General features: G+C 38.9%; 22 protein-coding genes and 1 pseudogene. 10 read left to right on the top strand and 13 right to left on the bottom strand.

Features of this window, described 5'->3' with window-relative positions; translation table 11 throughout:
- The first annotated feature begins 1 nt into the window (after nt 1).
- Nucleotides 2-1,294 carry a glutamate-1-semialdehyde 2,1-aminomutase gene (hemL, locus tag ALPR1_RS15345; RefSeq protein WP_008202053.1) on the top strand — a complete coding sequence of 431 codons (1,293 nt, stop codon included), beginning with the start codon at nt 2-4 and terminating at the stop codon, nt 1,292-1,294.
- A gap of 29 nt (nt 1,295-1,323) precedes the next feature.
- Here hemL and ALPR1_RS15340 read toward each other — a convergent pair whose 3' ends face one another.
- The gene (locus ALPR1_RS15340) at nt 1,324-2,301 is read right to left on the bottom strand and encodes a DUF3667 domain-containing protein (protein WP_237701564.1); all 978 of its coding nucleotides are present in this window, start codon (nt 2,299-2,301) and stop codon (nt 1,324-1,326) included.
- 21 nt (nt 2,302-2,322) lie between these two features.
- Nucleotides 2,323-2,376, bottom strand: a pseudogene (locus tag ALPR1_RS21100) (zinc-ribbon domain-containing protein); the annotation flags it as partial.
- A 118-nt stretch (nt 2,377-2,494) separates the two neighbouring features.
- Between ALPR1_RS21100 and ALPR1_RS15335 the strand changes: the two are divergent.
- Nucleotides 2,495-2,848 carry a Spx/MgsR family RNA polymerase-binding regulatory protein gene (locus tag ALPR1_RS15335; RefSeq protein WP_008202049.1) on the top strand — a complete coding sequence of 118 codons (354 nt, stop codon included), beginning with the start codon at nt 2,495-2,497 and terminating at the stop codon, nt 2,846-2,848.
- Here ALPR1_RS15335 and ALPR1_RS15330 read toward each other — a convergent pair.
- The 5 genes from ALPR1_RS15330 to ALPR1_RS15310 all read right to left on the bottom strand — a co-directional run bounded on the left by ALPR1_RS15330 (nt 2,845) and on the right by ALPR1_RS15310 (nt 10,409).
- Complete coding sequence (locus ALPR1_RS15330; protein ID WP_008202047.1) at nt 2,845-4,227, bottom strand: c-type cytochrome domain-containing protein; 1,383 nt, start codon at nt 4,225-4,227, stop codon at nt 2,845-2,847. The genes ALPR1_RS15335 and ALPR1_RS15330 overlap by 4 nt on opposite strands.
- Nucleotides 4,220-5,095, bottom strand: coding sequence for a sugar phosphate isomerase/epimerase family protein (locus tag ALPR1_RS15325; RefSeq protein ID WP_008202046.1), 876 nt, complete (start codon nt 5,093-5,095; stop codon nt 4,220-4,222). The genes ALPR1_RS15330 and ALPR1_RS15325 overlap by 8 nt, the downstream gene beginning before the upstream one ends.
- Before the next feature lie 2 nt (nt 5,096-5,097).
- Complete coding sequence (locus ALPR1_RS15320; protein ID WP_008202044.1) at nt 5,098-6,606, bottom strand: DUF1501 domain-containing protein; 1,509 nt, start codon at nt 6,604-6,606, stop codon at nt 5,098-5,100.
- Nucleotide 6,607: 1 nt separating this feature from the next.
- Nucleotides 6,608-9,346 carry a DUF1553 domain-containing protein gene (locus tag ALPR1_RS15315; protein ID WP_008202042.1) on the bottom strand — a complete coding sequence of 913 codons (2,739 nt, stop codon included), beginning with the start codon at nt 9,344-9,346 and terminating at the stop codon, nt 6,608-6,610.
- 115 nt (nt 9,347-9,461) lie between these two features.
- Nucleotides 9,462-10,409: an NAD-dependent epimerase/dehydratase family protein gene (locus ALPR1_RS15310; protein WP_008202040.1), complete on the bottom strand. Its 948-nt coding sequence runs from the start codon at nt 10,407-10,409 to the stop codon at nt 9,462-9,464.
- 153 nt (nt 10,410-10,562) lie between these two features.
- Between ALPR1_RS15310 and kbl the strand changes: the two genes are divergently transcribed.
- On the top strand, nt 10,563-11,759 hold the full coding sequence (gene kbl, locus ALPR1_RS15305) for a glycine C-acetyltransferase (protein WP_008202038.1): 1,197 nt from the start codon (nt 10,563-10,565) through the stop codon (nt 11,757-11,759).
- Nucleotides 11,760-11,866: 107 nt separating this feature from the next.
- On the opposite strand, the gene ALPR1_RS15300 is transcribed toward kbl, so the two are convergent.
- Nucleotides 11,867-12,589, bottom strand: a complete 723-nt coding sequence (locus ALPR1_RS15300; protein ID WP_008202037.1) for a DUF5715 family protein — start codon at nt 12,587-12,589, stop codon at nt 11,867-11,869.
- A 312-nt stretch (nt 12,590-12,901) separates the two neighbouring features.
- Here ALPR1_RS15300 and ALPR1_RS15295 point away from each other — a divergent pair, with 312 nt between their 5' ends.
- Entirely contained in the window at nt 12,902-13,513 is a 612-nt protein-coding gene (locus ALPR1_RS15295; protein ID WP_008202034.1) for a helix-turn-helix domain-containing protein, read from the top strand.
- A gap of 28 nt (nt 13,514-13,541) precedes the next feature.
- Here the strand turns inward: ALPR1_RS15295 and cdaA are convergent, their stop codons facing one another.
- Together cdaA and folP are read right to left on the bottom strand one after the other, a co-directional pair.
- Nucleotides 13,542-14,423, bottom strand: a complete 882-nt coding sequence (gene cdaA / locus ALPR1_RS15290; RefSeq protein WP_040302903.1) for a diadenylate cyclase CdaA — start codon at nt 14,421-14,423, stop codon at nt 13,542-13,544.
- Nucleotides 14,420-15,301: a dihydropteroate synthase gene (folP, locus tag ALPR1_RS15285; RefSeq protein WP_008202031.1), complete on the bottom strand. Its 882-nt coding sequence runs from the start codon at nt 15,299-15,301 to the stop codon at nt 14,420-14,422. The genes cdaA and folP overlap by 4 nt, the downstream gene beginning before the upstream one ends.
- 16 nt (nt 15,302-15,317) lie before the next feature.
- Here folP and ALPR1_RS15280 point away from each other — a divergent pair, with 16 nt between their 5' ends.
- The 3 genes from ALPR1_RS15280 to ALPR1_RS15270 are packed head-to-tail and all read left to right on the top strand — an operon-like array spanning nt 15,318 to nt 17,486.
- Nucleotides 15,318-15,866: a DUF1599 domain-containing protein gene (locus ALPR1_RS15280; RefSeq protein ID WP_008202029.1), complete on the top strand. Its 549-nt coding sequence runs from the start codon at nt 15,318-15,320 to the stop codon at nt 15,864-15,866.
- Nucleotides 15,859-16,959: a BT_3928 family protein gene (locus ALPR1_RS15275; RefSeq protein ID WP_008202027.1), complete on the top strand. Its 1,101-nt coding sequence runs from the start codon at nt 15,859-15,861 to the stop codon at nt 16,957-16,959. The genes ALPR1_RS15280 and ALPR1_RS15275 overlap by 8 nt, the downstream gene beginning before the upstream one ends.
- The gene (locus ALPR1_RS15270) at nt 16,956-17,486 is read left to right on the top strand and encodes a shikimate kinase (RefSeq protein WP_008202025.1); all 531 of its coding nucleotides are present in this window, start codon (nt 16,956-16,958) and stop codon (nt 17,484-17,486) included. The genes ALPR1_RS15275 and ALPR1_RS15270 overlap by 4 nt, the downstream gene beginning before the upstream one ends.
- Here the strand turns inward: ALPR1_RS15270 and ALPR1_RS15265 are convergent.
- Both ALPR1_RS15265 and ALPR1_RS15260 read right to left on the bottom strand, forming a co-directional pair.
- On the bottom strand, nt 17,476-18,987 hold the full coding sequence (locus ALPR1_RS15265; RefSeq protein WP_008202021.1) for an OmpP1/FadL family transporter: 1,512 nt from the start codon (nt 18,985-18,987) through the stop codon (nt 17,476-17,478). The two genes, ALPR1_RS15270 and ALPR1_RS15265, sit on opposite strands and share 11 nt — an antisense overlap.
- Nucleotides 18,988-19,063: 76 nt before the next feature.
- Nucleotides 19,064-20,392, bottom strand: coding sequence for a hypothetical protein (locus ALPR1_RS15260; RefSeq protein ID WP_008202020.1), 1,329 nt, complete (start codon nt 20,390-20,392; stop codon nt 19,064-19,066).
- Between the two features lie 120 nt (nt 20,393-20,512).
- Here ALPR1_RS15260 and proS point away from each other — a divergent pair, with 120 nt between their 5' ends.
- The 3 genes from proS to floA all read left to right on the top strand — a co-directional run bounded on the left by proS (nt 20,513) and on the right by floA (nt 23,554).
- On the top strand, nt 20,513-21,994 hold the full coding sequence (proS, locus tag ALPR1_RS15255) for a proline--tRNA ligase (RefSeq protein WP_008202017.1): 1,482 nt from the start codon (nt 20,513-20,515) through the stop codon (nt 21,992-21,994).
- Nucleotides 21,995-22,084: 90 nt separating this feature from the next.
- Nucleotides 22,085-22,543 (top strand): NfeD family protein, encoded by a 459-nt coding sequence (locus ALPR1_RS15250; protein WP_008202015.1) that lies wholly within the window; start codon nt 22,085-22,087, stop codon nt 22,541-22,543.
- 3 nt (nt 22,544-22,546) lie between these two features.
- Nucleotides 22,547-23,554: a flotillin-like protein FloA gene (floA, locus tag ALPR1_RS15245; protein ID WP_040302900.1), complete on the top strand. Its 1,008-nt coding sequence runs from the start codon at nt 22,547-22,549 to the stop codon at nt 23,552-23,554.
- Between the two features lie 20 nt (nt 23,555-23,574).
- Here the strand turns inward: floA and ALPR1_RS15240 are convergent, their stop codons facing one another.
- Nucleotides 23,575-25,143 carry a WG repeat-containing protein gene (locus ALPR1_RS15240; protein WP_008202013.1) on the bottom strand — a complete coding sequence of 523 codons (1,569 nt, stop codon included), beginning with the start codon at nt 25,141-25,143 and terminating at the stop codon, nt 23,575-23,577.
- Nucleotides 25,144-25,223 lie beyond the last annotated feature (80 nt).

The raw sequence follows: 25,223 nt of genomic DNA, 5'->3' as shown, positions 1-25,223 counted from the left end.
CATGGAGATTTCAAAAAGCAAGAAGCTATTTTCACATGCCCAAAATTTTATACCTGGTGGTGTAAACTCACCTGTTAGAGCATTTCGTGCTGTTGGCGGGGAGCCACTTTTCATCAAGAAGGCTGAAGGAGCATACCTTTTTGATGAAGATGGAAATGAGTTTATCGAATTGATCAATAGCTGGGGGCCAATGATTTTGGGTCATAATCACCCCAAAATTAAAGCGGCAGTGCTTGAAGCCATGGAGACAGGAACCTCCTTTGGAGCACCTTCAGCTAAGGAAGTGGATATTGCTGAATTGATCGTAAGTATGGTTCCTTCAGTTGAAAAGGTGAGAATGGTGAATTCCGGTACGGAAGCCACCATGTCAGCTATCCGTGTGGCCCGTGGGTATACTGGAAGAGATAAGTTTATTAAACTGGAAGGACATTACCATGGACATGGAGATTCTTTCTTGATTGCAGCTGGTTCTGGAGCCATGACGATGGGAGATCCTGATTCTCCTGGAGTTACAAAAGGTACTGCAAAAGACACCTTAGTTGCTCCTTACAATGATCTGGAAGCTGTTGAGAAGTTGGTAGCTGCAAACAAAGGTGAAATAGCCGCTTTAATTCTTGAGCCAGTTCCCGGTAATATGGGACTCTGCCTTCCAAAAGAAGGATACCTGAAAGGGCTTCGAGAAATCTGTACTCGAGAAGGAATGGTCTTGATTTTTGATGAAGTGATGACCGGGTTTAGACTTGCCAAAGGTGGCGCTCAAGAATTGTATGGTGTGATTCCAGACATGACCACATTGGGTAAAATCATCGGAGGTGGAATGCCGGTTGGAGCCTATGGAGGTAAAAAAGAAATAATGGATTTTGTTTCTCCAGCGGGTCCTGTATATCAGGCGGGAACTTTGTCAGGTAATCCTATTGCAATGGCTGCAGGTTTGGCGATGCTAACTCATCTAAATGAGCATCCTGAAGAATATGCAAGGTTGAATCATATTGGAGAGTTAATCAGTGAAGGGATTCTAAATATCAATAAGGAGCTTGGCTTAAACTACACCGTCAATAGATTGGGAAGTATGTGCTCTATGTTTTTCACAGATCATGAAGTGTATGACTTCGAGACTGCGAAAACATCAGATACAGGCTTATTTGGAAAATACTTCCAAGCCATGCTGAAAAGAGGAGTGTATTTGGCACCTTCCCAGTTTGAAAGCTTATTCCTTTCTACAGCTTTGACTGATGAAATAATAGAAAAGATATTGGATGCCCATCGGGAAAGTATGAAGGAAATTCATAAATAATATTTAACCGGCTTAGGCCGGTTTTTTTATTAGAAAATCATCAGTGATATGTAAAGTTCTAAAACAACGGCAGCTGATAATACCGTAAAGTAAAACAAGCCGAGCACACAGAGCTTAAATAAGGTTTTGAACCATCCTTGTTGGGAAACATTTTTTAAAGATAAATAGGTGTATATAGTCACCCAAAGGAAACAGATAAGGTATGCAATGGTAATTGCCAGCCCCGTTCCTACTATCCATAATATTCCAAGCCCATAAATCATATAAGCAAAGGAATGAAGGTGTAAACCATGGATCAGGTGTTCTACATAATACTTATGACTTCGAATGTATAATAGCCATAGTAAGAACGCGAAAAACGGTAATAGGATAAACATCATTACCGGTAGATTTTGAATAGCGCTAGAAATAAAAAGTCCAGAATTTGCAATAAACCTGCGTCTTTGCTCAGACCCTAGAGAATTTAGTATGTCAAAGGAAGTTTTGCTAATCGTGGAGTCAAATTCGGTGTCAGAAATTTCTGGATCTATGGATAGTCTTCTTAGCCTTATCCAATCGCTTTTTCCCTTTGCTAGCGTATCTTCTATGACTTGATTGATTGCTTGAAGATTTTCAAGATTAGACTTTGAGGTGTCAAGGTTAACTCCCAGTGATCTCAATTCCTCCAGATCTCCACTTTTCTCTAGAGAATCCAAGATATTATTGTCGTCAATATTGAATTTGACAATTCCTCCAGTCTGGTTATTAACATTCTTGGGGGTGAGTTCTCCAGACATGATTCGATCAAGGACATCTCCTGGTATGGCTAAGGAAGCAACAAAGAAGTAGAAAAGAGAGCTGATGAGGTAAAGTCGGATTGGATGAATGAATTGTCTTCTTTTCCCTTCATTAAAAGTATTGGTCAAACGTCCAGGATGAAAAAAGAAAGCTGGTAGGGTTCGGAAAAATACGGCCTCGAAATTTAAATAGTTAGAAAAGAAATCCTGTACAAACCGAAAGATGGACACCTTTTGGTCTTTGTTTTCTTGACCACAGTTGGGACAAAAATTATATTCTTTTGACAATTCTTTCCCGCAATTCAAGCATTGATTTAATTTTCGGGATTTTTTCAAAGGATGATTTTTTGAAATGTAAAGGAATGTGGTAAAATAAAAGGGTCTTTACCTCATTCCTTTTAAATTAGCATTCAAAAATAAGAATATGTCAGTAAAAGTATACGGAATTAAGAATTGTAACACCATGAAGAAAACCTTTGACTACCTTCAGGAAAAGGGTGTTTCTTATGAATTTTATGATTACAAAAAGGAGAAGCCAACCATTTCATTATTAGAAGGCTTTTTGGAAAAGACTGATATTGACTCTCTAATCAATAGAAAAGGGATGACATTTCGCAAGCTGGATGATGAAACCAAAGAGGCTTTAAACAATCAAAAGCAGGCCTTAGAGATTTTGACAGAGAAATCCAGCATGATCAAAAGACCCGTAATAACTTATCCTGATGGATCCTTGACTTTGGGTTTCGTTCCTGAGTTAATCGATGAACACCTAGCCTAATATACAATAGTGTCGGTAGGCAAAGGAGGGAGTTCGTATTTCTTTATTCCCAGATAAAAATTAAACTTCTGCTGGAAATCTGACTCTGATGCAGGTGTATCAAATGCAAAAACTTTTTCTAAACCAGGGTGACCTTCTAAGGATTTTATTTCTTCTAAGGTCACTTTTGTTTTGTTAAGGAATAAGTTTTTTAAGTGAGTGTTTTCTTTCAGTAAGGAAAGATTTGCTCCTGAAATTTCTGTTTGATTTAGCTTTAACACCGTTAAATTTGGGAGTGTTTTAACGCTGTCAATAATAGCATCAGAAATTTTTGTACCTGTCAAATCCAAAGAGACAATTTGATTTTGTACTGTTTTTAACTTTTTCCAATCAGCGTCTTCAAACCCTTGAAAGTTTAAGCAGGAAATAATTAGCCAGTTTGATTCCTCGGAAACAGTTTCGGCAAAAAATCCCTCAGATTTTAATTGAGATAAAGTTTCTGGACTGGCAGGCTCAATCTCATCTACTGGGTAAAAAGGCTTCTCTTCATGGTAGAAAAAGGGTTCTAAAGTTTCTGAGGTGATATCAGCGTCTCCTAATTTTGAATCCAAATTCCCTCCAAGTTCTACCCAGGACTTGATAAGTTCAATCTCTTCTTCGATTGGCTGGCGCTTTTCCTTTGGAGGCATATGATCTTCATCTTCCTTGGGTAATATTAGTCTGGAAAAGACAGGGCTGTTCTCTAAAGAGTTACCCGTTAAAACCGCGCCATTTTCTCCACCTTCCAATAAGGTTTCGTAAGTACTCAAGTCTAATTCTCCTTTTTTATTCCTAGGATTGTGACAACTTCTACAATTCTGATTTAAAATAGGTTGTACTACCTGATCATAGTAGGCTAGTTGCTCCCAGCCTTGTTCTGGGATAATCAACTCCTCTTCTTGATTAACCTCAATCCCCATCATGCTTTGTAGTTCCGGAGGTAATACCTCTGTCAGATATTCCTCTCCGTGAGTGATATTACCTCCCAGGTGTCCGGTAAATAATAAGATTACGAAAAGAACCCCTGCTTTGATTTGAAAGTGTTTTGGAAAATCATTGAAACGATTGATTTGGTAGAATAAACCAAAGGAAGAAATGACAGTAATCCACCCGAAAATAAAGTGAAATTGAACGGTGTCCCAGGTGAATCCTTCGTATTGATACTGAAAAAAACCAGACACAGAGGATAATGTGGCGAAAATTCCTCCTAGTAAAAATGAAAGCCTGATCGCTGATAAATATTCTTTTGTATCCCTGCGGGAAAGAAATACCAGAATAACTCCAAAGGCGAGAAAACCAATTGGTAAGTGAACCAAAATAGGATGGAACCTACCAAATAGCGGGAAAATAAAATTAATCATTGGAGAAACGAGCTTTTATCGCATTCATGATATATACATTGGCTGCCCACTGATCTGCAATCGGAACATTGGAAAATGGAACTGTAGGCATATATGGCGCAGGGCCAAATTCTGTGGTAATGGTAAAAGTCTCATCTTTAGAGTTTCGAATAATTTCTTCCCAGATCTCGAGATGAACTTCAACGGCATTTTTCCACTCGGGTGCTGCGGGATCATTTACCTGTGGTCCTTCTGCATAGCCTACACGGGCATGGATATGATCAACTGCAGGCATAATTTTTTGAAGATTTGAATCTGTTTTTCCTATTAATCGCTCATGAACCACCATCCAATGGCTGATATCCAAAGTGTATCTCAAACTAGGAAAAACTTCAAGCATGGATACCGCAGCCGGTAAAGTATAAGAAAATCGTCCTCTGTGAGTTTCGTGAATTATAGGTACTCCGGATTCTTTTGAAATCTGATCAGCAATTTTAAGGAATTCAAGGTTTTGCTCTACTGTCCAAAAATCATTTCCTGTGTGATTGTTGATTTTTACTGGATCCCAAGTTAAAATGTATCTTAAACCCTCCTCATAGGCTTCAAGTGCCTCTTCATAAGGCAGTGCTCTATTGGTTCCATTTAGAAATACGACCTTTAAGTCATGCTTTTTTAAACCAGCTTTCAAGTTTGCTCTTGCCTCCTCTGAATTGGGCATCCAGACTTCAATGCCATCATAACCATCGGCTTTTACCTTTGTCAGGAAATCATCCATTGGAAGTTGGTTGCCCCAATCGGTTTGGAAAAACATCAATTGTTTCTGAGCTAAAAGAGAGAAAGGAAGTAATCCTAAAGCCAGGATTAAGGTGAGTTTAGTGATTTTTAGCATTTTTAAGCTAGGATTTTTCGAATTAATTCCCCTTCTACATCGGTCAGCCTAAAAGGTCTGCCTTGGAAATCATAGGTAAACTGTTCATGGTCAAAGCCCATTAAATGAAGAATAGTAGCATGGACATCATGCACAGAAACCTGTTCTCCAATTCCAGAGAATCCAAAGTCATCTGTTAGGCCATAACTTGCTCCCTTCTTAATGCCACCTCCGGCCATCCACATAGTAAACGCATCTCCATGGTGATCTCTACCCAGGAAGCTTTGGGTTTTTCCTTCACGGTTTTCTTGCATTGGAGTTCTTCCAAATTCACCGCCCCAAACCACAAGCGTATCTTCAAGTAACCCTCTTTGTTTTAGATCCATCAAAAGCGCTGACATGGGTCTGTCGATTTCTCTACACTTATTTCGGAGGCCCATATCAATTGAGCCATCATGGTCTGTTCCATGAGAATCCCATCCCCAGTCATAAAGCTGAACAAAGCGAACTCCCTTTTCTACCAATTTTCTGGCAAGCAAACAATTGTTAGCAAAGGATTCTTCACCAGGTTGAGTGCCATATAAGTCATGGATATACTCTGGTTCATCATTGATATCCATCACTTCAGGAACCTCTATCTGCATGCGGTAAGCCATTTCATATTGGTTTATTCTCGCCAATATTTCTGGATCCCCGTATTGATCAAACTCTTCCTTATTTACTTTATTGATGGCTGTCACAAGGTTTTTCTTCATATCCCTAGACATTCCATCAGGATCTTTCAAATAGAGTACAGGATCCCCTTTTGATCGGCACTGAACTCCTTGATAAACTGAAGGGAGAAAGCCACTTCCCCAGACACTTTTACCTGCATCAGGAGTTTTGCCGCCTGAAGTAAGTACTACAAATCCGGGAAGGTTTTGGTTTTCAGTTCCTAGGCCATAAGTAACCCAACTCCCTAAGCTTGGTCTTCCTAACCTTGGACTACCTGTTTGCATAAAAAGTTGTGCAGGGCCATGGTTAAACTGATCAGTGTGCACGGCTTTTAGAAATGCAACTTCGTCTACCACTTTAGAAAAGTGCGGAAGGAAATCAGATACCCAAGCTCCTGATTCACCATGTTGCTTAAATTCAGCCTGTGGGCCCAGAAGGTTAGGCACCCCTCTGATAAATGCAAAAGTTCTACCTTCCAACAAAGATTCTGGGCATGGCTTATTATGGTATTTTGCCAGTTCTGGCTTAAAGTCAAATAACTCCAACTGAGACGGTGCTCCGGCCATGTGGAGGTAGATAATTGATTTTGCTTTACCTGCATAAGGTGGAGGTAAAGGAGCCAATGGATTTAAATCTCTTTCACTTAAATCGAGCCCTTTTACTGCCTTATTGGATGATCCTGTATCACAGCCAAACATCAATGGAGCTAGGGCGAGACCACCAACTTTACTGACACAATCCATCAGAAAATGCCTTCTGGTTTGTCTTTCCAGAGTTTGTTGATTAAGCTCCTTTAATAGCTTTTCGACCTGCTTCATATCAAGGTTTGGTAAGAAATTCGTCTAAATTCATTAAAGCGTTGGCTACAACCGCCATAGAGGCTAACTCTGGGGTAGCTTCCAAATCCTCCATCATGAAGAATTGTTTTGTCGCAACAGAGTCCGCTTTAAACTCTACTAATGTTTGTTCATAGAGGTCAGTTAGTGCCTCCAATTTTTGATCTGAAATAGGAACTAACATCAATTTTTGATAACCATAAGCAATTGCTTGTGTTGGATCTGATTCCTGATCCAGCATCAGTTTTCCTAAATTAGAGGCTGCATTCAGGTATACAGGATCGTTCAAAGTAACCAGAGCTTGCAGAGGTGTATTGGTAACTATTCTTCTACTTAGGCATACCTCTCTACTTCCAGCATCAAATGTAATGAAGGAAGGGTAGGGGCTAGTCCTTTTTAGGAATGTGTAAATTCCTCTTCGGTATTTGTCTTCTCCTTTAGCCTCATTCCAAGATTCACCATTATAAACCGTTTGCCAAATTCCCTCTGGTTGAGGAGGTTTTACACTTGGGCCAAACATTTTATCTGATAATAATTCGGATACAGCTAAGGCTTGATCCCTAATTTGCTCTGCACTGAGTCTTCCTCGTGGCCCTCTAGCGTAATATTTATTTTGTGGGTCTTGGGCATACAACTCAGGTGAAACCACTGAACGTTGTTTGTATGTAGATGAGGTTACTATTTGACGGATTAATTTTTTCATGCTCCAGTCAAAGGTGTTCATCGTCTCCCAAGAAAGATAGTTTAAAAGCTCAGGATGTGAGGGAGCATCGGACTGTGTCCCCATATCCTCAATTGATGCTACTAATCCTCTACCCATTAATTGATTCCAAACTCTATTGACCAGAGTTCTCGAAGTCAAAGGGTTTTCTTTATCGGTAAGCCAATAGGCAAAACCTAATCTATTTCTTGGCCATTCGGGTTTCCATCCATTTAATTCGCTCGGTACATCTGGTTGAACCTTATCACCATGCATCATCCAATTACCACGCTCGAAAACATGGGTTTCCCGCTTCATGTAATCAGGATTCTCAATTAAAATTGGAAGCTTTGTGCCGTTAAATTCTAAAACTGATTGCCAAGTGTCCTTTATCGTGGAAAAACCGGGTTGGTCGCTTCCGGGAAGAGAAGGTATGAAAGCAAACCATACTAAGGCAGAAGTATTTTGTTGCGGTCCAGCTTCAGGGCTTTTAGCTGAAATATGGAGATCATGGATACCTTCAATTTGTTTAATCGGGAATGTATGAATCTCGTCTCCCTTTGTTTTGTTTAATGTGAATTGACTTAAAATTTCGCCTTCTGGCCCACCAATACGAATAGTAATCCTAGTACCATTTAAGCCACTTCTGTAATTAAGGAGCATTTGATCGGATCCTTGGGTATTAATATTTCTAAAATAGGCTGACCCTCCATCCCAAAGACCTAGCCATTTGGTGTCAATCAATTCTGCTTTAATAAAGTCTGTTGCGATGTGAGACTCATATTTAGGTTCAAAATAGGTTAAGAAATCTGTTCTGTTTTTAACTTCTTTTTCAGATTCAAAATTTTGTAACCAGCTGGTAATCTCCGCGACTTTAATTTGATCCTTAACAGTATAAAACCTCAAACGTGGTTCTTCATCATGAGTGTCTTCATCCCTGGTATTATTGAAAAAGGCCATGGATTCATAAAACTCTTCGTGCTTGATGGGGTCATAGGGATGACTATGACATTGAACACATGCCATAGTGGTACTTTGCCAAACTTCATAGGTGGTATTGACACGGTCTAAAACTGCTGCAACCCTAAATTCCTCATCTTGAGTTCCACCTTCATCGTTATTCATGGTGTTTCGGTGGAAGGCTGTAGCAGTTAATTGCTCATTGGTAGGATTCGGAAGGAGGTCTCCAGCCAGCTGCTCAATAGTAAATTGATCAAAGGGTTTATCTTGATTAAATGAGTTAATAACGTAATCCCTAAATGGCCAGACGGTTCTTGACACATCTCTTTCATATCCTTTAGTGTCGGCGTATCTGGCAAGGTCAAGCCACCAACTCGCCCAATTTTCTCCGAAAGTCTCTTCGGTTAAAAGATAGTCTACAGCTTGATCATAATTAATGGTTCCTGATTGATATAAATTGACCAATGAATCGCTAGGGGGTAAGCCTGTGATATCCAAAGAAACTCTTCTAAGAAGTTTCATGGAATTTTCTTCTTCTGAAAATGCCAGACCTTGTTCCTCCAATTTTTCACCAACGTAAAAATCGATTGGGTTTGATAAATTATCACTTTCAGCGGATCCTATGCCTGCCTCAAGTTTTTGGTCCAGTGAAACTGGCTCCTGGACTGGTTCATATGCCCAATGTTTCCCCCAATTGGCTCCTTGGCTAACCCATTCTTTCAAAAGATCAATCTCTTCTTTAGAAAGTGGAGGTTTATCAAGAGGCATTCTCATCTCTGGATCAGACTCAGTGAGTCTTTTGATCATTTCACTGTTTGCTGGGTCACCAGGGATAATTGCGGGGTGTCCGGACTCTGTCACAGCTAAAGCTTCATCTTGAAAAAGTACGCTGAAACCTCCGTTTTTCTTAACACCTCCATGACAGGAAATGCAGTGTTTATTTAAGATCGGTTTGATCTGTGTACTGAAGTCGACTTCCTTTTCTTTTCCAAATAAGAAAAAACCCAATAGGGTTAAAACTACTGGAATTGTTATAAGTATAAGTATTCTATTCTTTGACATAAGGGTTTATCAACCCTAAAATTAATGATTTTCATTTTACTATGGAAGTAAATTTGCCTAGCAATTACGGGTAAAATCTAAAAAGGCTTGAATTTTAAAATTCAAGCCTTTTTTCTTAAAAAGAAAAATTTGGGAGGTTGGTGAGAATATCCTCTGTCATTTTATCAAGGTCAAAATCAGGTTGCCATCCCCAGTCTTTTTGGGCACAGGAATCATCCACACTATCTGGCCAGCTATCAGCAATTGACTGTCTAAAATCTGGGTGATATTCTATTTTGAAATCTGGGTGATGCTTTAAAATACTTTGGTAGATCTCCTTAGGAGAAAAGCTCATGGAGGCCAAATTGTAGCTTGAACGGATTTTCACAGACTCAGAAGGAGCATGCATCAAATCTAAAGTCGCTTTAATAGCGTCTGGCATATACATCATTGGGAGAAAGCTGTCCTCACGCAGGAAACAATCAAATTTCTCACCAGCTAATGCTTTATGATAAATGTCTACTGCATAATCTGTAGTACCTCCGCCAGGAAGTGACTTATAGCCGATCAATCCAGGGTAGCGAAGACTTCTTACATCGACATTGTATTTTTGGAAGTAATATTCGCACCATCTTTCTCCAGCTTGTTTCGAGATCCCGTATACAGTATTAGGTTCTTTAACACAATATTGCGGAGTGTTCACCTTTGGAGTATTGGGTCCAAATACGGCGATGGATGAAGGCCAATAAACTTTATTCAATTTAAACTCTCGAGCTATTTCAAGGACAAAAAGCAAACTTTGCATGTTTAGGTCCCAGGCGAAAAGTGGTTTTTTCTCTCCCACTGCAGAAAGCACAGCGGCTAAATGATAAATTTGAGTGACGTTCTCATTTTTGATCAGGTTTCTTGCCGTGTCTTGGTCCATAATATCCAAGGCTTTGAATTGGCAGTAATCAAATTTTGATTTTGCTGACTCATTTAAATCGGTGGCAATAACTGATTCTCCACCATACATATCACTTAAAGATTTTGTCAATTCTGAACCAAGTTGACCGGCTGCACCAATGACCAGGATTTTTTCCATGTTTGCTGTTTAGAAAATCACCTAAAGCCCTGCTTTAGGTTTTTGTTTATATTTGGGAATACAATCGCAAAAGTAAGAAAAATCTAAAGCCCGGCTAGGGTTTTTGACAAGTGGATTACTAGAGATTTAGAATCATTTTATTTATAAAATTTTATGTACGACCAACTAAAACCAAAATTAGAAGCCGAGCTTAAATCAATTGAAGAAGCAGGATTGTTCAAAAAGGAACGTGTTATTACCTCTCCTCAATCGGCGGAAATAACCATCACAGGTGGTCAGAAAGTATTGAATTTCTGTGCCAATAACTATCTGGGACTTTCTTCTCACCCTAAAGTCGTGGAGGCAGCTAAAGCTTCTATTGATACCCATGGTTTTGGAATGTCCTCCGTGAGATTTATTTGTGGTACACAAGACATTCATAAAGAGCTTGAAAAGAAGATTTCTGAATTTTTGGGTACAGAAGATACCATTTTGTATGCAGCAGCATTTGATGCCAATGGGGGAGTGTTTGAACCGATTTTAGGGCCTGAAGATGCGATCATATCAGATGCTTTGAACCATGCCTCTATTATTGATGGTGTCAGACTATGTAAAGCAATGAGGTTTAGATTCCAACATAATGACATGGAGGATTTAGAGGCTCAGTTGAAAGATGCAGTAGCAAAAGGAGCAAAGCAAAAGATTATTGTTACAGACGGTGTTTTTTCAATGGATGGGACAATTGCGCAGTTAGATAAGATTGTTGCTTTGGCAGAAAAATACGAAGCCTTGGTTATGTCTGACGAATGTCATTCCACTGGATTTATGGGTAAAACCGGAAGGGGAGTTCATGAGCATTGTGGAGTGATGGGTAAAATTGATATTATCACTGGAACTTTAGGAAAAGCATTAGGTGGGGCTTCTGGAGGTTTTACTTCTGGGAGAAAAGAAATTATTGAGCTGCTTCGTCAGAGATCAAGACCGTATTTATTTTCCAATACTTTGGCTCCTTCTATTACAGGTGCATCCATAGCGGTTTTTGATTTGTTGACCAGCACCACTGAGTTAAGAGATAAATTAGAAGATAATACGCAGTATTTCCGTGAGAAAATGACTGCTGCTGGATTTGATATTAAGCCGGGTACACATCCAATTGTACCTGTGATGCTTTATGATGCAGTATTGTCTCAGAAAATGGCGGAGAAATTATTGGAAAAAGGAATCTATGTTATTGGCTTTTATTATCCAGTGGTTCCAAAAGGTCAAGCTCGTATCAGAGTCCAAGTTTCTGCAGGTCATGAGAGAGCACATCTGGATCAAGCGATTGCAGGCTTTATTGAAGTAGGAAAGGAATTGGGAGTAATTGATTAATCTAATATTCAAATGTCCGAAGTAGTAAGACTTGGACTGTTATATCAACATCAAAAAAGGGGGATTCTATTTTAGAATCCCCCTTTTCTTTTACCAAGGAATAAGAATTATCTCACAGTAACGTGGTAGCATCTTTGCTTTCTTTCTTTGATAAAAAAGATTTTTCCAGCTTTTTCGAATTCTTCCAACACTTTTTCAAGTTTTTTCTGGGACTTTCTACTCCAGCTTTTCCTCCCATTGAATCGAATGTAGGATATGTCAAATGATGCTCCATAAGAATGTGAACTATTTCCATTGGTTGCATTACTATTTCTCCTACGTAAACTTTTTTGTTGTTCTGGTGTGCGGGTAACCGATGTAAGAGTGAAATAACTATCGGATTCCATGATTGTCTGAAAAGCGATTCCTATTTCCTCCAGCACCTCTTTTGAGTAAGGTGTAATGTAAGGGTGACTATGTGTTAATTTCATTACCTCATAGCCAGTTCCCTCTTTGATCAAGACAAGCTTTTCCTCATCTATCAGTTTGTTGAAATGTTCTTCATTTTCAATCAATCCAAATCCATTATGCTCAGCTGCATACAAGTGTTTGTCATATTCTTTGGTGACTTCCTTTGGAATGGGAGGGACTACCCTGAGCTCGGGCAATTCTACCTCTATGGCTTCGGGAATTTCAGTTTTTTTCTTTTCAGGTATTACTGTATTGGAAATGGTTGTATAAGTGTCTTTTAACTGCTTTTTCAATTCTGGCATATAAGCTTGTGTAGCTAAGGCACCTGCCGAAAAAAGTAAAAAGAAAGAAGCAATTTGGATGAAAGGAGGTTTCTTCATTGGTGAATAAGTACTTGGTTTAACGGTTTCTGCTTATCATCATGTGCAATTGGTAAGCAAAAATTAATCCAAATCAAATATAAGTGTGAGTCTGTATTTTTATGAAACGTTGATGGGACTACCTTTATTTGGTAGCCTATACAACTTAATTTTTTTAAGTTTCAAACCCCAGAAGATATTTTTGTGAGGCCAGATTGAGCTTACGAGTGGTGATTTGAGTGAAATAAGTCCCTGCGTCACAAATGACGTAAGAATGACGTATTCTTGTCACAGAGTTTTTAGTTTATCAAATTTACTTTTGGACTCAACCAAATGAAAACGAAAATGGAAAATAAGGCACTGGGCGAAAAATTAAAAACACTTCGGTTAAAAAATGGATTTTCGCAGGATGAATTAGCCGAATCTGCTGGCGTCAGTTTGAGAACTGTTCAGCGCATTGAAAATGCAGAAGCAGTACCTAGGATGGATACCATCAAAAGATTGTTTCAAATTTTTGGAATGAGTCCTGAAGAGGTGCTTGATTGGAGTCAAACTGAAGATAAAGGATATTTAATTGGAATGAACATGTCAGGCTTGGCATTCTTGCTCCTTCCTATTCTAGGGGTTATTCTTCCTCTTGTACTTTGGATGAGTCGAAAAGACAAAGTGAAGGGTGTTGCTGCTTTAGGGAGAGAAATCGTCAACTTCCAATTGACTTGGATAACCATTTATTACCTAGGTCTTCTTATCAATGGTTGGGTTTTGAAATTTTTAATAAGCTCAGGCGATATTGCTCCAAGTATTTTTATGTCTGGGATGTATATCAACGCCGGAATAAAAATAACAATATGGCTGTTGATAATTGGGATGATTTTATGGAATACCTACAAAGTCAATAAAGGCATGCCATTCAAATATTTTCCTAAAATCAATTTTCTAAAATAAAAAAATGGCAAATTTTCACTTGCCATTTTTAGGATACTGATTTTTTGGTCATTGCAAGTTTCCTTCTTTTTTTCATTTCATAATCCTCAATATCCTCAAACCTACTATCTACATCCTCATTATTGAGGTAGTCATTGATGGTTTCACGGATTTCCTGAAATGACATGTTATGAAGGATTTTTCCATTTTTTGCCATGGAAAGCTGGCCGGTTTCTTCAGAAACAATCAAAATTAATGTGTCCGTTGCTTCTGACATTCCTATCCCAGCCCTGTGTCGCAAACCAAATTGAGCGGGTACCTCACGCTCAGTGACTGGTAGGATACATCTTGCAGCTTTGATTTTGCCATTGTGAAGTATTACAGCTCCATCGTGTAAAGGACTGTATTTATTAAAAATGGAAATTAATAGTCTTTTGGAAAGGTCAGCATCTAGGATATCTCCACTTTCCGCATAGAATTTCAGCTCTGTGCTTCTTGAAATTACCATCAAAGCTCCTGTATTCGTTCCTGCCAAAGTCTTTGACGCATCAATAATAGGACTGATGTTAAAGGCTGAGTTTTCACGCTTTCTCCAGAAGAAGAGCAAATCCTTCCACATGTTGTCGTCGGATAGAAAAGACGATCTCCCGATCAGGAGTAGAAACTTTCTGATTTCTGGAGCAAAAATAATGATGGCAGCAATCACACCGACTCCCATGAATTGACCAAGGATGGCTGAAAGGAGCTCCATTCTCAAAGCTCTTACCAAGAGGTAGATTAGGTAAATAGAGAGGAAGCCTAAAAAGATTTTTATTGCAACACTACCCTTTAACAACTTATAAATCTGATATAATAGGGCTGCTACCAAAGCAATATCTATCATATTGACGATGGAGATGTCTAAAAATCCTATTTTAAATAATAATGTCAAGGGTAAATTGTGTGGTATAAGTTTAATGTTTCTTTAGTTTCTTTAACGTCATGTACTCTCAGTATGTTTGCTCCATGACAAAGAGCAAACATGTTTAATGCCGTGGTTCCATTTAATGCATCCTCCGGCTCAACTTTCAATGTTTTGTAGATCATTGATTTGCGAGAAACCCCTGCCAAAATTGGAGTTGATAAACATTGAAATTGCTGCAAATTTCTGAGCAAAAAGTAATTTTGTTCGAGAGTCTTTGCAAATCCAAATCCTGGATCAATTATTACATCTTTGATGCCAAACTTTCTAAATTGTTCCAGTTTTTCAGCGAAATAGTTCAATATTTCCCCTAAAATATCAGAATAATTTGTTAGTTCCTGCATGTTTTCTGGATTTCCGCGCATATGCATGGCGATATAGGGCGTTTTGAGCTCCGAAACCGCAGGAATCATCTCTGGATCTAAATCACCTGCTGAAATATCGTTAATGATATGTGCTCCAGACTTAATTGCTTTTTCAGCTACCTTTGCACGAAAAGTATCTATTGAGATTAAGGTGTTTGGATGGTTTTCAGCTATCCATTCAATCGCAGGGATCACTCGCTCAAGTTCTTCTTTCTCGCTTACTTTATCTGCTCCTGGTCTGGAACTATATCCTCCAATATCCAAGATGTCCGCGCCATCAGAAATTAATTTAGAAACTTGTAAACCAAAATCTTTAGATTGGGATTGGAATCGGCTTTTCTCAAAAAAAGAATCAGGCGTTAGGTTTAATATACCCATAATCTTTGGACTCTTCCATACATGAAGCCGTCCGTTGATTTGAAATGTATATTTTTGGGGAAATAATTTATCTTCGAAAGAAGAAACGCCCTTTTCAGGAATCATTAAACTAAAATAAAATTTGGAGACGCTAACTAGCAACGAATATACACAAGTTATTACCCGTTGTAAAGAATTATTCCGCAAGAAAACAATCGATTATGGTACGGCCTGGCGGATTTTGAGACTTTCTTCGATTACAGATCAAATTTTTATCAAAGCTCAACGAATTAGATCTATCCAGGAAAAAGGAAATCAGAAAGTAAATGACCCAATCGTAGATGAGTTTGTTGGAATCATCAATTATTGCCTGATTGCTTTGCTCCAAATCAGTTTACAGGAGGATGAGAGAATGGAAATCCCATTTGATGTTTTAGAGCCTAGCTATGATCAATGGGTAGCTGATACCAAAGCATTGCTGGAAAATAAAAATCATGACTATGGAGAGGCATGGAGAGAAATGAGAGTGAGCTCTATAACCGATATTATTTTGATGAAGCTCCTTCGTGTCAAACAGATTGAGGACAATGCTGGTAAGACTTTAGTCTCAGAAGGAATCGAAGCTAACTACCAGGACATGATTAACTATGCAGTATTTTGTTTAATTAAATTGGGATATCATCATGATTAAAGATGGGTTTTTATGGGTGCTAAGGTTCCTAGTTGGTGGATTATTCATCTTTTCAGGATTAATTAAAGTCAATGATCCTGTCGGTACATCGATTAAACTGGAAGAATATTTTGATGTTTTTTCAAATGACATTGCCGGGTTTTTCCAATATCTAGAACCATTTGCCTTACCAATCGGTGTGTTTTTGGTCGTGTTGGAGGTGACTTTAGGAGTTATGTTGATATTAGGAGTGAAAAGTAAATTCACTGTTTGGTCTTTAGGAGCCATGATCCTCTTTTTTACTTTCTTGACATTTTATTCAGCTTATTTCAATAAGGTCACGGATTGCGGATGTTTTGGAGATGCTATCAAATTGACGCCATGGGAATCTTTCTATAAGGACATCATACTATTAGTCTTGATTACGATTTTATTGATTTTTAAGGATGATTTACCTCGTTATTCCTCTAAATGGACCAAGGTAACAGTAGTAATTGCATTGGTCAGTTCTTTGATACTATCAATCCTTGCGATTAGAAATCTTCCATTCATAGATTTCAGAGCTTACAAGATAGGTGTGGACATTCCTAGAGCCATGGAGCCATCTTCTCCTTTGCTATATACCTATGTGATGAAAAAGGGTGGAGAGACCGTTGAATTTGATCAGTATCCTTCTGATGAAAGTTATGAGTTTGTCGAGATGAATTTGAAAAACCCTGAAGCTCTACCAAAAATCTCTGATTTTGCTGTTTGGAACGATAGCGGAGATTATTCTGCGGAAATGTTTACTGGAAATAAATTGGTGATTCTAGTTAGCAATATGCCTAAAATGAGCTCTTCCAACTTAGAGCAAATCGATGCTTTGGTTACAAATCTAAATAATACGCCTGTGGAGGTAGTATTAGTCGCTGCGGCAGCACAAGAAGAAGTAGATTCTTTGATCAGCAGCCGTGGTTGGGGGATTACTGGCTTACAAGCAGATGCTACTGTTGTAAAAACAATGATCCGATCTAATCCAGGTATTATGGTTTTAAAAGATGGGGTGGTGATAGGTAAATATCATGATAACAATACACCTGATGCCGCTGAGGTGATAGATTTATTTATGCCATGAACGATTTTCTGAAAGTTGTTTTGGTTGGTTTACCTGGATCAGGTAAAAGTACTTTTGGAAGGCAATTGGCCACTGCTTTAGATTTTCCATATTATGATTTGGACCAATTAATCGAAAAGAAATTCCAGATGAAGATCCCCGATATTTTTAATGATTTTGGAGAAGGGAGATTCAGAGAATGGGAAACAGAAACATTAATAGAAGTCATGTCATCTCAAGAATCCCTCGTTCTTGCCTCTGGTGGAGGTTGCCCTTGCTTCAATGACAACATGGATATAATAAACAAGCAAGGTGCATCCGTTTATCTGGATGTTCCATTAGAGGAGATTTCTGAAAGGTTGAGTTTGCCAAAGCTACAGCATAGACCTATGTTCAAGGATCTAGGACATGGAGAGATCACCTTAAAGCTGAAGAGCCTACTTGCTGATAGAGAATTTTATTATGACCAGGCAAAAATAAAGCTCAGTGGAGGAGATTTTTCCACTGAGCTTTTAATGTCTGAATTAATAAAATTGATTAAAAACTAAGTCCAAGCGTTAGCATACCTGTGAAAATTCTGTTTTCTAATGAGGTCACTGGGCCAATGTTATTGTTTTGAGCATCTAAAACTTGGTAGCTACTATATAGATTGTTGGATTTCTGATTTATCACTGTAAAGTCAACCGAAAACTTATTGAATCTAGCTCCTAGGCCACCAGTAATTTGATTGGTGCTGCGGTCAAAGTTAGAGTTTGCAATAGGGTCACCATAATAGGCGTAACCACCACGGACTCTTAAGACATTAAACTTAAATTCTGCTCCAACACGATAATTGATTGTGCTGGTGTAGGTACTTTTGATGGCTTCATTGTCTGGCCCTTCATTGAAATCTCTACTTTTTAAATTGGCTGCTGAATAATCAACCCAATCTACATCTGCAGAAATAAACCCATTCTTTCCGAAGAAAAAAGTTGCTCCACCCCCAAGTTTGAGTGGGGTGTTAAGACCATATGAACTCACTAAGTAATCTGAAAAAGCTTCAGTGTAGCCAAGTATAGTGTCTTCTGGTTCGTAGTTAAAATTATCATAGTTAGCAGACATTGCTGCTTCATACTCCTCATTAAACGCATACCAAGTTGGGGTTTGGAAAGTGAACCCAAAATTCAAATAATCAATGGGTTTGTAGATCAAACCTAAATTGACATTAATCCCCGAACCATTTATATATAACCTTTCTGTTAGAGAGGAATTAATCAATGGTCCATCTGGGAATTCTTCGTTGTAGGATTTTATTGAGGTAAAAGAAAGGTTTCTTATACCTACTGATCCACCCACAAAAATCTTATGATTGAAATTGGCTCCATAACCAAATGTCAACTGATTTGAACTTCCTTCTTGTCTTACATTTTCATCCTGAAACGGGAATCCGGTGACAAATGAATCATAAGTATCAGGATTATTGATAGGGTTACCATTTTCGTCAAATAGGACAGGGTTAATCTGGTAGGTCTGGTATGCCATGCCTGTCAATCCAAAAGATTCTATCTGAGATTCTGGTATCCCAAAAGCATCTTGAATGTAGAAATCGATAATGGATGTGTTTCCAAGTTCGTCAGAGTAATAACCATATTCAGTATTGAAGTTGGCTACTCTTTGTAAACTAATTCCGAATGCCCCACCTTTAAAAGCTCCCCTTGACAGATCTGTTTTGGGGTTGGCCATGACATAGCTAAGATTAGGGATGTGAAAATTAGTCGTATTGTATGACTTATTTTGATCTAAATAACTGGTGTTTACTTTCCAGTCCGAATATCCAATTGAGAGGCTTGCTTCAGAAGTCCTAAAGAAACCAAGCCCGGCTGGGTTACCGGCTATATTTGATACATCACCACCTATAGACCACTGAGCCCCACCTATCCCCATGATTCTGGAAGAACCATTGGATTGAACATGGCTAAATCTATAAGCATCTTCGAAATACCCACTCTGCGCGAATAGGGTAGAACTGGATATAATTATACAAGAGAAAATAAGGAATGTTAACCTCATTGAATCGTTTTATTGGTTTAGTAAAATAACGTAGGAAGTGGTAGAGTAGGTTAAATTAATTCAAAAAAAAGGGGAATTAATTTCCCCTTCCTCCTCGTGATGATCCTCTGGAGACTGAGCTCCCGCTACTCCTTGATCCAGTACTTACGCTGCTTCCAGATGATCTACTTGGTGTAGACATGGTTGATCTGGTAGGGCTAGTAGTTCTGGATGGACTATAAGTTGGTGTTCTTCTTGCCGGAATGTTACTTCTATTATAAGAAGGGCTAGAAGATCTATTGTATGATGGTCTTGAATTAGTATAGCCTCTGTTGTTTCTAGTAGAGTTGTTATAAGCATTAGAAGTTCTAACGTTGTTTCTCGTATAGCTAGGTCTAGAACTAGGCATTGCACTTCGAGTAGTTCTAGTAGGAGTTCTGTTTACAGCTGGAGAGCTTACATTTCTTGTAGTTCCAACTCTAGATCTACTTGTGTAATAGTCATTTTGAGAATTCCCAAAGTCTCTTGAAGTTACTCTTGAGCTATTATTAGAACCGCTAACCAAGCTTCTATTTCTAGGAGAATTTACAGCAGCATTTCTTGCTTGAGCTCTTGAAGTATTTGGTAAGATAGCTGAACTTCTTGCGTTAGATGCATTTGCTAAACCAGCACCTCTTGTGCTTCTAGCGCCTCTAACGATTCTTCTGTCACCATATTCTCCACCTGGAAGAACATAGATTGGTCTATTTATATAACCAGGATAACCTCCCCAGCCATAGCTAGGATAACCACCCCAACCGTAACCAGGGTAACCGCCCCAAGCATAACTTGGACCCCAGAAAGAGCCAAAGCCTATTCCAAATCCAATGTTGATTCCCATACTGAATCCAGGTCTAAACCCAAATCCATAAGACGGATACATATAACCCGGCATCATGAATGGTTCATAGAAAGGCATATAGCCATAGCCCCATGGGCTAAATCCTCCCATATAACCCATGCTGAATGACATGGTAGGGAAGAAGCTATTTCCAAAGTTTCCGTTGTTAGAATTTCCTTGATTAACTCTGTAATCGTTATAGGCATTGATATCACCTTCACTGGATACATCTCCACCTTCATCAAAGTAAACCATATCATCAGAAGATACTTCTTCCGTATTAGAGTATTTAGCGATATACTCAGGGTTTACATTTTTTGAACTGAAATTTTCATTTGGGTATGTATCTAAATTCACAGAGCCAAGACTCTCAAAAGACTCAGGATTATTGTTCTGTACAGCGTATTCTGTTGCTAACTTAGCATCAGAAGCCATAAAGTACATGTTATCCTGTCCTCCGGAGTTTGCGTACTGGCTAGTGCTACAAGCACTCATTGCTAGCGCTCCAAGGAATAAAGATGTTGATAGTATGGATATTTTCTTCATAGTTGAAGTTGATTGTTACTTTCTTATACGTGAGCAAAGGTGAAGGGTTATACTTTTTGCTTTATATTTGCCTTGCTCAATTTAACAAAAATACAGAAATAATTAACTCAATCAATTATAATGAGTAAAGGACTACCTAAGAGAAGTGAAGATTATTCACTTTGGTATAACGAATTAGTAAAAAGAGCCGATCTGGCAGAAAATTCTGCGGTCAGAGGATGTATGGTGATTAAACCTTATGGCTACTCCATTTGGGAAAAAATGCAGGCTGAATTAGATAGGATGTTCAAGGAAACAGGCCATACAAATGCTTATTTCCCACTTTTCATTCCTAAATCTTACTTAAGCAAAGAGGCGAGCCATGTGGAGGGTTTTGCAAAAGAATGCGCGGTAGTCACCCATTATAGGTTGAAAAATGGTGAAAATGGGGAAGGGGTGATTGTTGATCCCGATGCTAAACTTGAGGAGGAATTAATTGTTAGACCTACTTCTGAAACGGTTATTTGGAGTACCTATAAGAATTGGATCCAATCTTACCGAGATCTTCCACTATTAGTGAATCAGTGGGCAAATGTTGTTAGATGGGAAATGCGTACTCGATTATTCTTGAGGACAGCTGAATTTCTATGGCAAGAAGGGCATACTGCACACGCAACTGCAAAGGAAGCAGAAGCTGAAACCCTACAAATGATGAATGTTTATGCCACTTTTGCTGAAGACTTCATGGCTTTGCCTGTAGTAAGAGGTAGAAAAAGTGCCAATGAGCGTTTTGCGGGTGCTGATGATACATTATGTATTGAGGCAATGATGCAGGATGGAAAAGCTTTACAAGCAGGAACCTCCCATTTCTTAGGACAGAATTTCGCCAAGGCTTTTGATGTAAAGTTTGCTGCCAAAGATGGTAAATTAGATTACGTTTGGGGAACTTCATGGGGTGTAAGTACCCGTTTGATGGGAGCGCTGATTATGGCTCACTCAGATGATAATGGTTTGGTGCTTCCTCCTAAATTGGCACCAATTCAAGTGGTGATCGTTCCGATTTACAGAAAAGAGGAAGAGTTTGATGCCATCTCTGAGAAAGCTAATGAAATCATGGCAGAGCTTCGAAAAGTAGGTATTTCTGTGAAGTACGATAATCGTGATACTCATAAGCCAGGATGGAAGTTTGCTGAGTATGAATTGAAAGGTGTCCCATTGAGAATTGCGATCGGACCTAGAGATCTGGAAAACGGAACCATCGAGATTGCTCGTAGAGATAATTTGACCAAATCTCAGTTTGAACTTTCCTCTCAACCAATTGCTGAAAAAATTTCAGGGATGTTGGAAGAAATTCAAGAGGCGATTTACAAGAAAGCTTTTGATTTCAGAGAAGAAAAAACTACTGAAGTCAATACTTGGGAAGAATTTAAAGATGTGCTAGAAAACAAAGGTGGTTTCATTTCAGCACATTGGGATGGAACTCCAGAAACTGAAGATAAAATCAAGGAATTGACGAAAGCAACAATTCGTTGTATTCCTCTAGCTCGAAAAGAGGAAGAAGGGACTTGCGTTTTAACAGGTAAACCTTCGGAAGGAAGAGTTTACTTTGCGAAAGCTTATTAAAAATAAACCCGGAATTTTCCGGGTTTTTTTATTTTTATAGGATTACCTATGTAGGATTCTTGTATTTTTAGGAATAGACTTAAACCTGAAATGACAATAGTTATCCTGATTACTTTATTGCTGATTGGCCTTACCCTTATGGTGGCGGAGGTTCTTTTCGTTCCGGGGACAACCATCGTAGGAATTTTTGGCTTGGTTGTCAGCCTGATGGGGGTAGGGTATGCATTTTTAAGTTTTGATGCTGGGACCGCTTGGTTTGTGACCAGCATTGCTGCTTTATTAAATGTAGCTGCTATTGTTTACAGTTTTAGATCAGGAGTCTGGAATAAGTATTCATTAAAAACTACGAGTAAGGGAGGAGCTTTTGACGGAAGAACATCCGGCTTGCAAGTAGGGATGCCCGGTAAGGCCATTTCAGATATCAAACCAATAGGAAAAGCTCAGTTTTCTGAGAAAATATATGAGGTAAAATCCGAGTCTGGATTTATAATGGTAGGCTCCGATATTACTATTATCAAAATTGAAAACAATAAAATTTTAGTCAAATAAATTATGGATCCAAATAGTTCAATGTTTATCCTCGTGGCTGCTCTCGCAGGCATAGTCTTACTTTTTATTTTCCTCTACTTTGTGCCGGTAAATCTTTGGATTACTGCACAGTTTTCTAATGTCAGAGTTGGCTTATTAGAGTTAGTGGGAATGAGAATTAGAAAAGTCCCACCAAGTATAGTTGTCAATTCATTGATTACTGCTACCAAAGCAGGATTGGAATTAACCACCAATGATCTGGAGACGCATTATCTGGCTGGGGGAAATGTGCCCAATGTTATCAGAGCATTGATTTCTGCGGACAAAGCAAATATCAATTTGTCCTTTAAGCAGGCCACGGCAATTGACCTTGCCGGTAGAGATGTTTTTGAGGCGGTTCAGATTTCTGTAAACCCAAAGGTGATTAATACTCCAAATGTCGCAGCTGTTGCTGCAGATGGAATTCAACTGATAGCTAAAGCAAGAGTGACTGTTCGTGCGAATATTGCCCAGCTTGTCGGCGGTGCAGGCGAAGAAACTATTTTGGCTAGAGTGGGTGAAGGAATCGTTACATCTATCGGCTCCGCTTCCAATCATAAAAGTGTGCTGGAAAACCCCGATAAGATTTCGAAATTGGTTCTGGAGAGAGGATTGGATGCTGGAACTGCATTTGAAATTCTATCCATTGATATTGCAGATATTGATGTGGGAACTAACATTGGTGCGAAGCTTCAAATAGACCAAGCATCTGCTGATTTGAAAGTTGCTGAAGCTAAAGCAGAGGAAAGAAGAGCTATGGCTGTTGCCCTGGAGCAAGAGATGCGTGCTAAAAATGTGGAGATGCGCGCTAAAGTTGTGGAAGCTGAGGCAGAGGTTCCAAAAGCATTGGCCGAAGCCTTTAGAAGTGGTCAGTTAGGAGTGATGGATTATTATAGAATGGAAAATATTAAATCAGATACTTCCATGAGAGATTCCATATCAAAATCCGATGAAAACAAAGACTCCAACAAAGGGAAGTCAGACAAGAAATAAGATTAAAAAAAGGAACTAAATCAGTTCCTTTTTTTATTTCTCCTTTTCCCTTCTTCCTCAGCTTCTACGACTACCACAGGTTCGTAAAGGTTCTTGGTGAGTACTCTGTTCGCCTCAGTATCCAAGATAAGCTCTTCAAAAGCAAGAGGTAACAAAATTTCTCCGGAATCTGAGATTAAGCCAGTTTTACCATCCTTACGTACGATGATTCTATCTTTCCCATCTCTCTGGATATTATCAAATTCTGTAGGGATCATTTCAGTACCAGAAGAATCAAGAATTCCATATTTCCCTTCTTTTTCCACTAAAAAGTTACCATCGCTTGTAAGTAGAATTTGATCTAAAGGCTCTTGGTTAATCGGGTTCCCCTGACTGTTTAATAAGTAATAGCTTTCATTCGCTCTAGCAATAGCAAATCCTTTTTGGAAAGCTTTGATTTCATCCCAAGAAGGCTGGGTTAAGATCGTACCGTCAGTTTGAAGTAATCCCCAGTTTCCACCATTGGAATAGGCTGCTAATGATTCTGAAAATAAAGTGACTTGTGCGAATTGTGGTTGAACAACCCATTCTCCCATGGAATTTACAAACCCTGCTGCATTACCATCACTTGCAGGAAATAGTCCGTCAGATCCCATCTGAATAGATTTCAACGGTGAATTTGGTCTTACTAACCAACCAGACTTGCTTAACAGCCCCAGGTTTCCATCTCTAAATCTGACATTGTATAGGTTTTCACCAATGATAGTTACCTCTTCTATCCCTACAGCATCAAGCAAAATCCCGTCTTCTTCCATGACTCTGCGAAGTTTTCCATGGATGTATTCCAACATGAGGCCATTCTCAAGTGTGATTTTATGGAAGGAGTTATATCGCACATTAGCTTTTAGGTCGCCGCCCTCCAAAAGCAAATACTGATTCTCGTCATAGCCAAAGTAAAAGTTGCCTTTGTTATGCTCTAATTGATCCACTACGGGATCCATAACATAATCCCCTTCTCGGTTGATAAGGCCGTAACCAGTAGGCTCCTTTGCTAGTAAATAATCGCCTTCGGAATCTTCTAATAGTTCGAAAGTTTTAGATCCGGCATTGGATAATGGTATAGAATATCCATCACTGGATTTCGTTAAAAGCATCCCGGTTTTGGTGAATTTTGCCCAATCTAAAGTGCCTAATGCAGTGGTTTTACCACTTCCCTTTTCAAAGACCCAGAATTCATTCCCTTTTCTAGCGAGCAATAAATTAAAGTAAGTCTGTATTTCATCATATTCTAGAGGAAGGGCCTGCTGTCCATACTCGTGAAATGCGCCAATACCCTCAGGGCCTTTGACCAAAATCCAGGGAGATAAATATTGATAAACCTCAGTTCCTTTAAGAGAAATGGCAGGGCTAAGATTAGGAGAAAGCAAGCTTAAAACAGAGTCTTTTTTTCCAATCCGAACAGTTTCACTTAAAATCTCTACCTGGTCATAGATTAAGCGTGAATTGAGTTTGAAATTCTCATCATAAACTTCCCATGTCTGTGCCTGGGTAAATGAAAGTAGTGAAAATGAAAAGATGAAAAAGCTAAGAAGGAATTTGGTTACTTTCATGCTGGTTTTGCTGTACTTTTTTTAATAGGGCCTAAATATAAAATGACCAAAGGGTATATCAATCCTTTGGTCATCACTCT

Source organism: Algoriphagus machipongonensis (assembly GCF_000166275.1).
GTDB lineage: Bacteria > Bacteroidota > Bacteroidia > Cytophagales > Cyclobacteriaceae > Algoriphagus > Algoriphagus machipongonensis.
The sequence above is the reverse complement of the archived record's forward strand: the minus strand, read 5'-3'. Positions and strand labels throughout refer to the sequence as shown.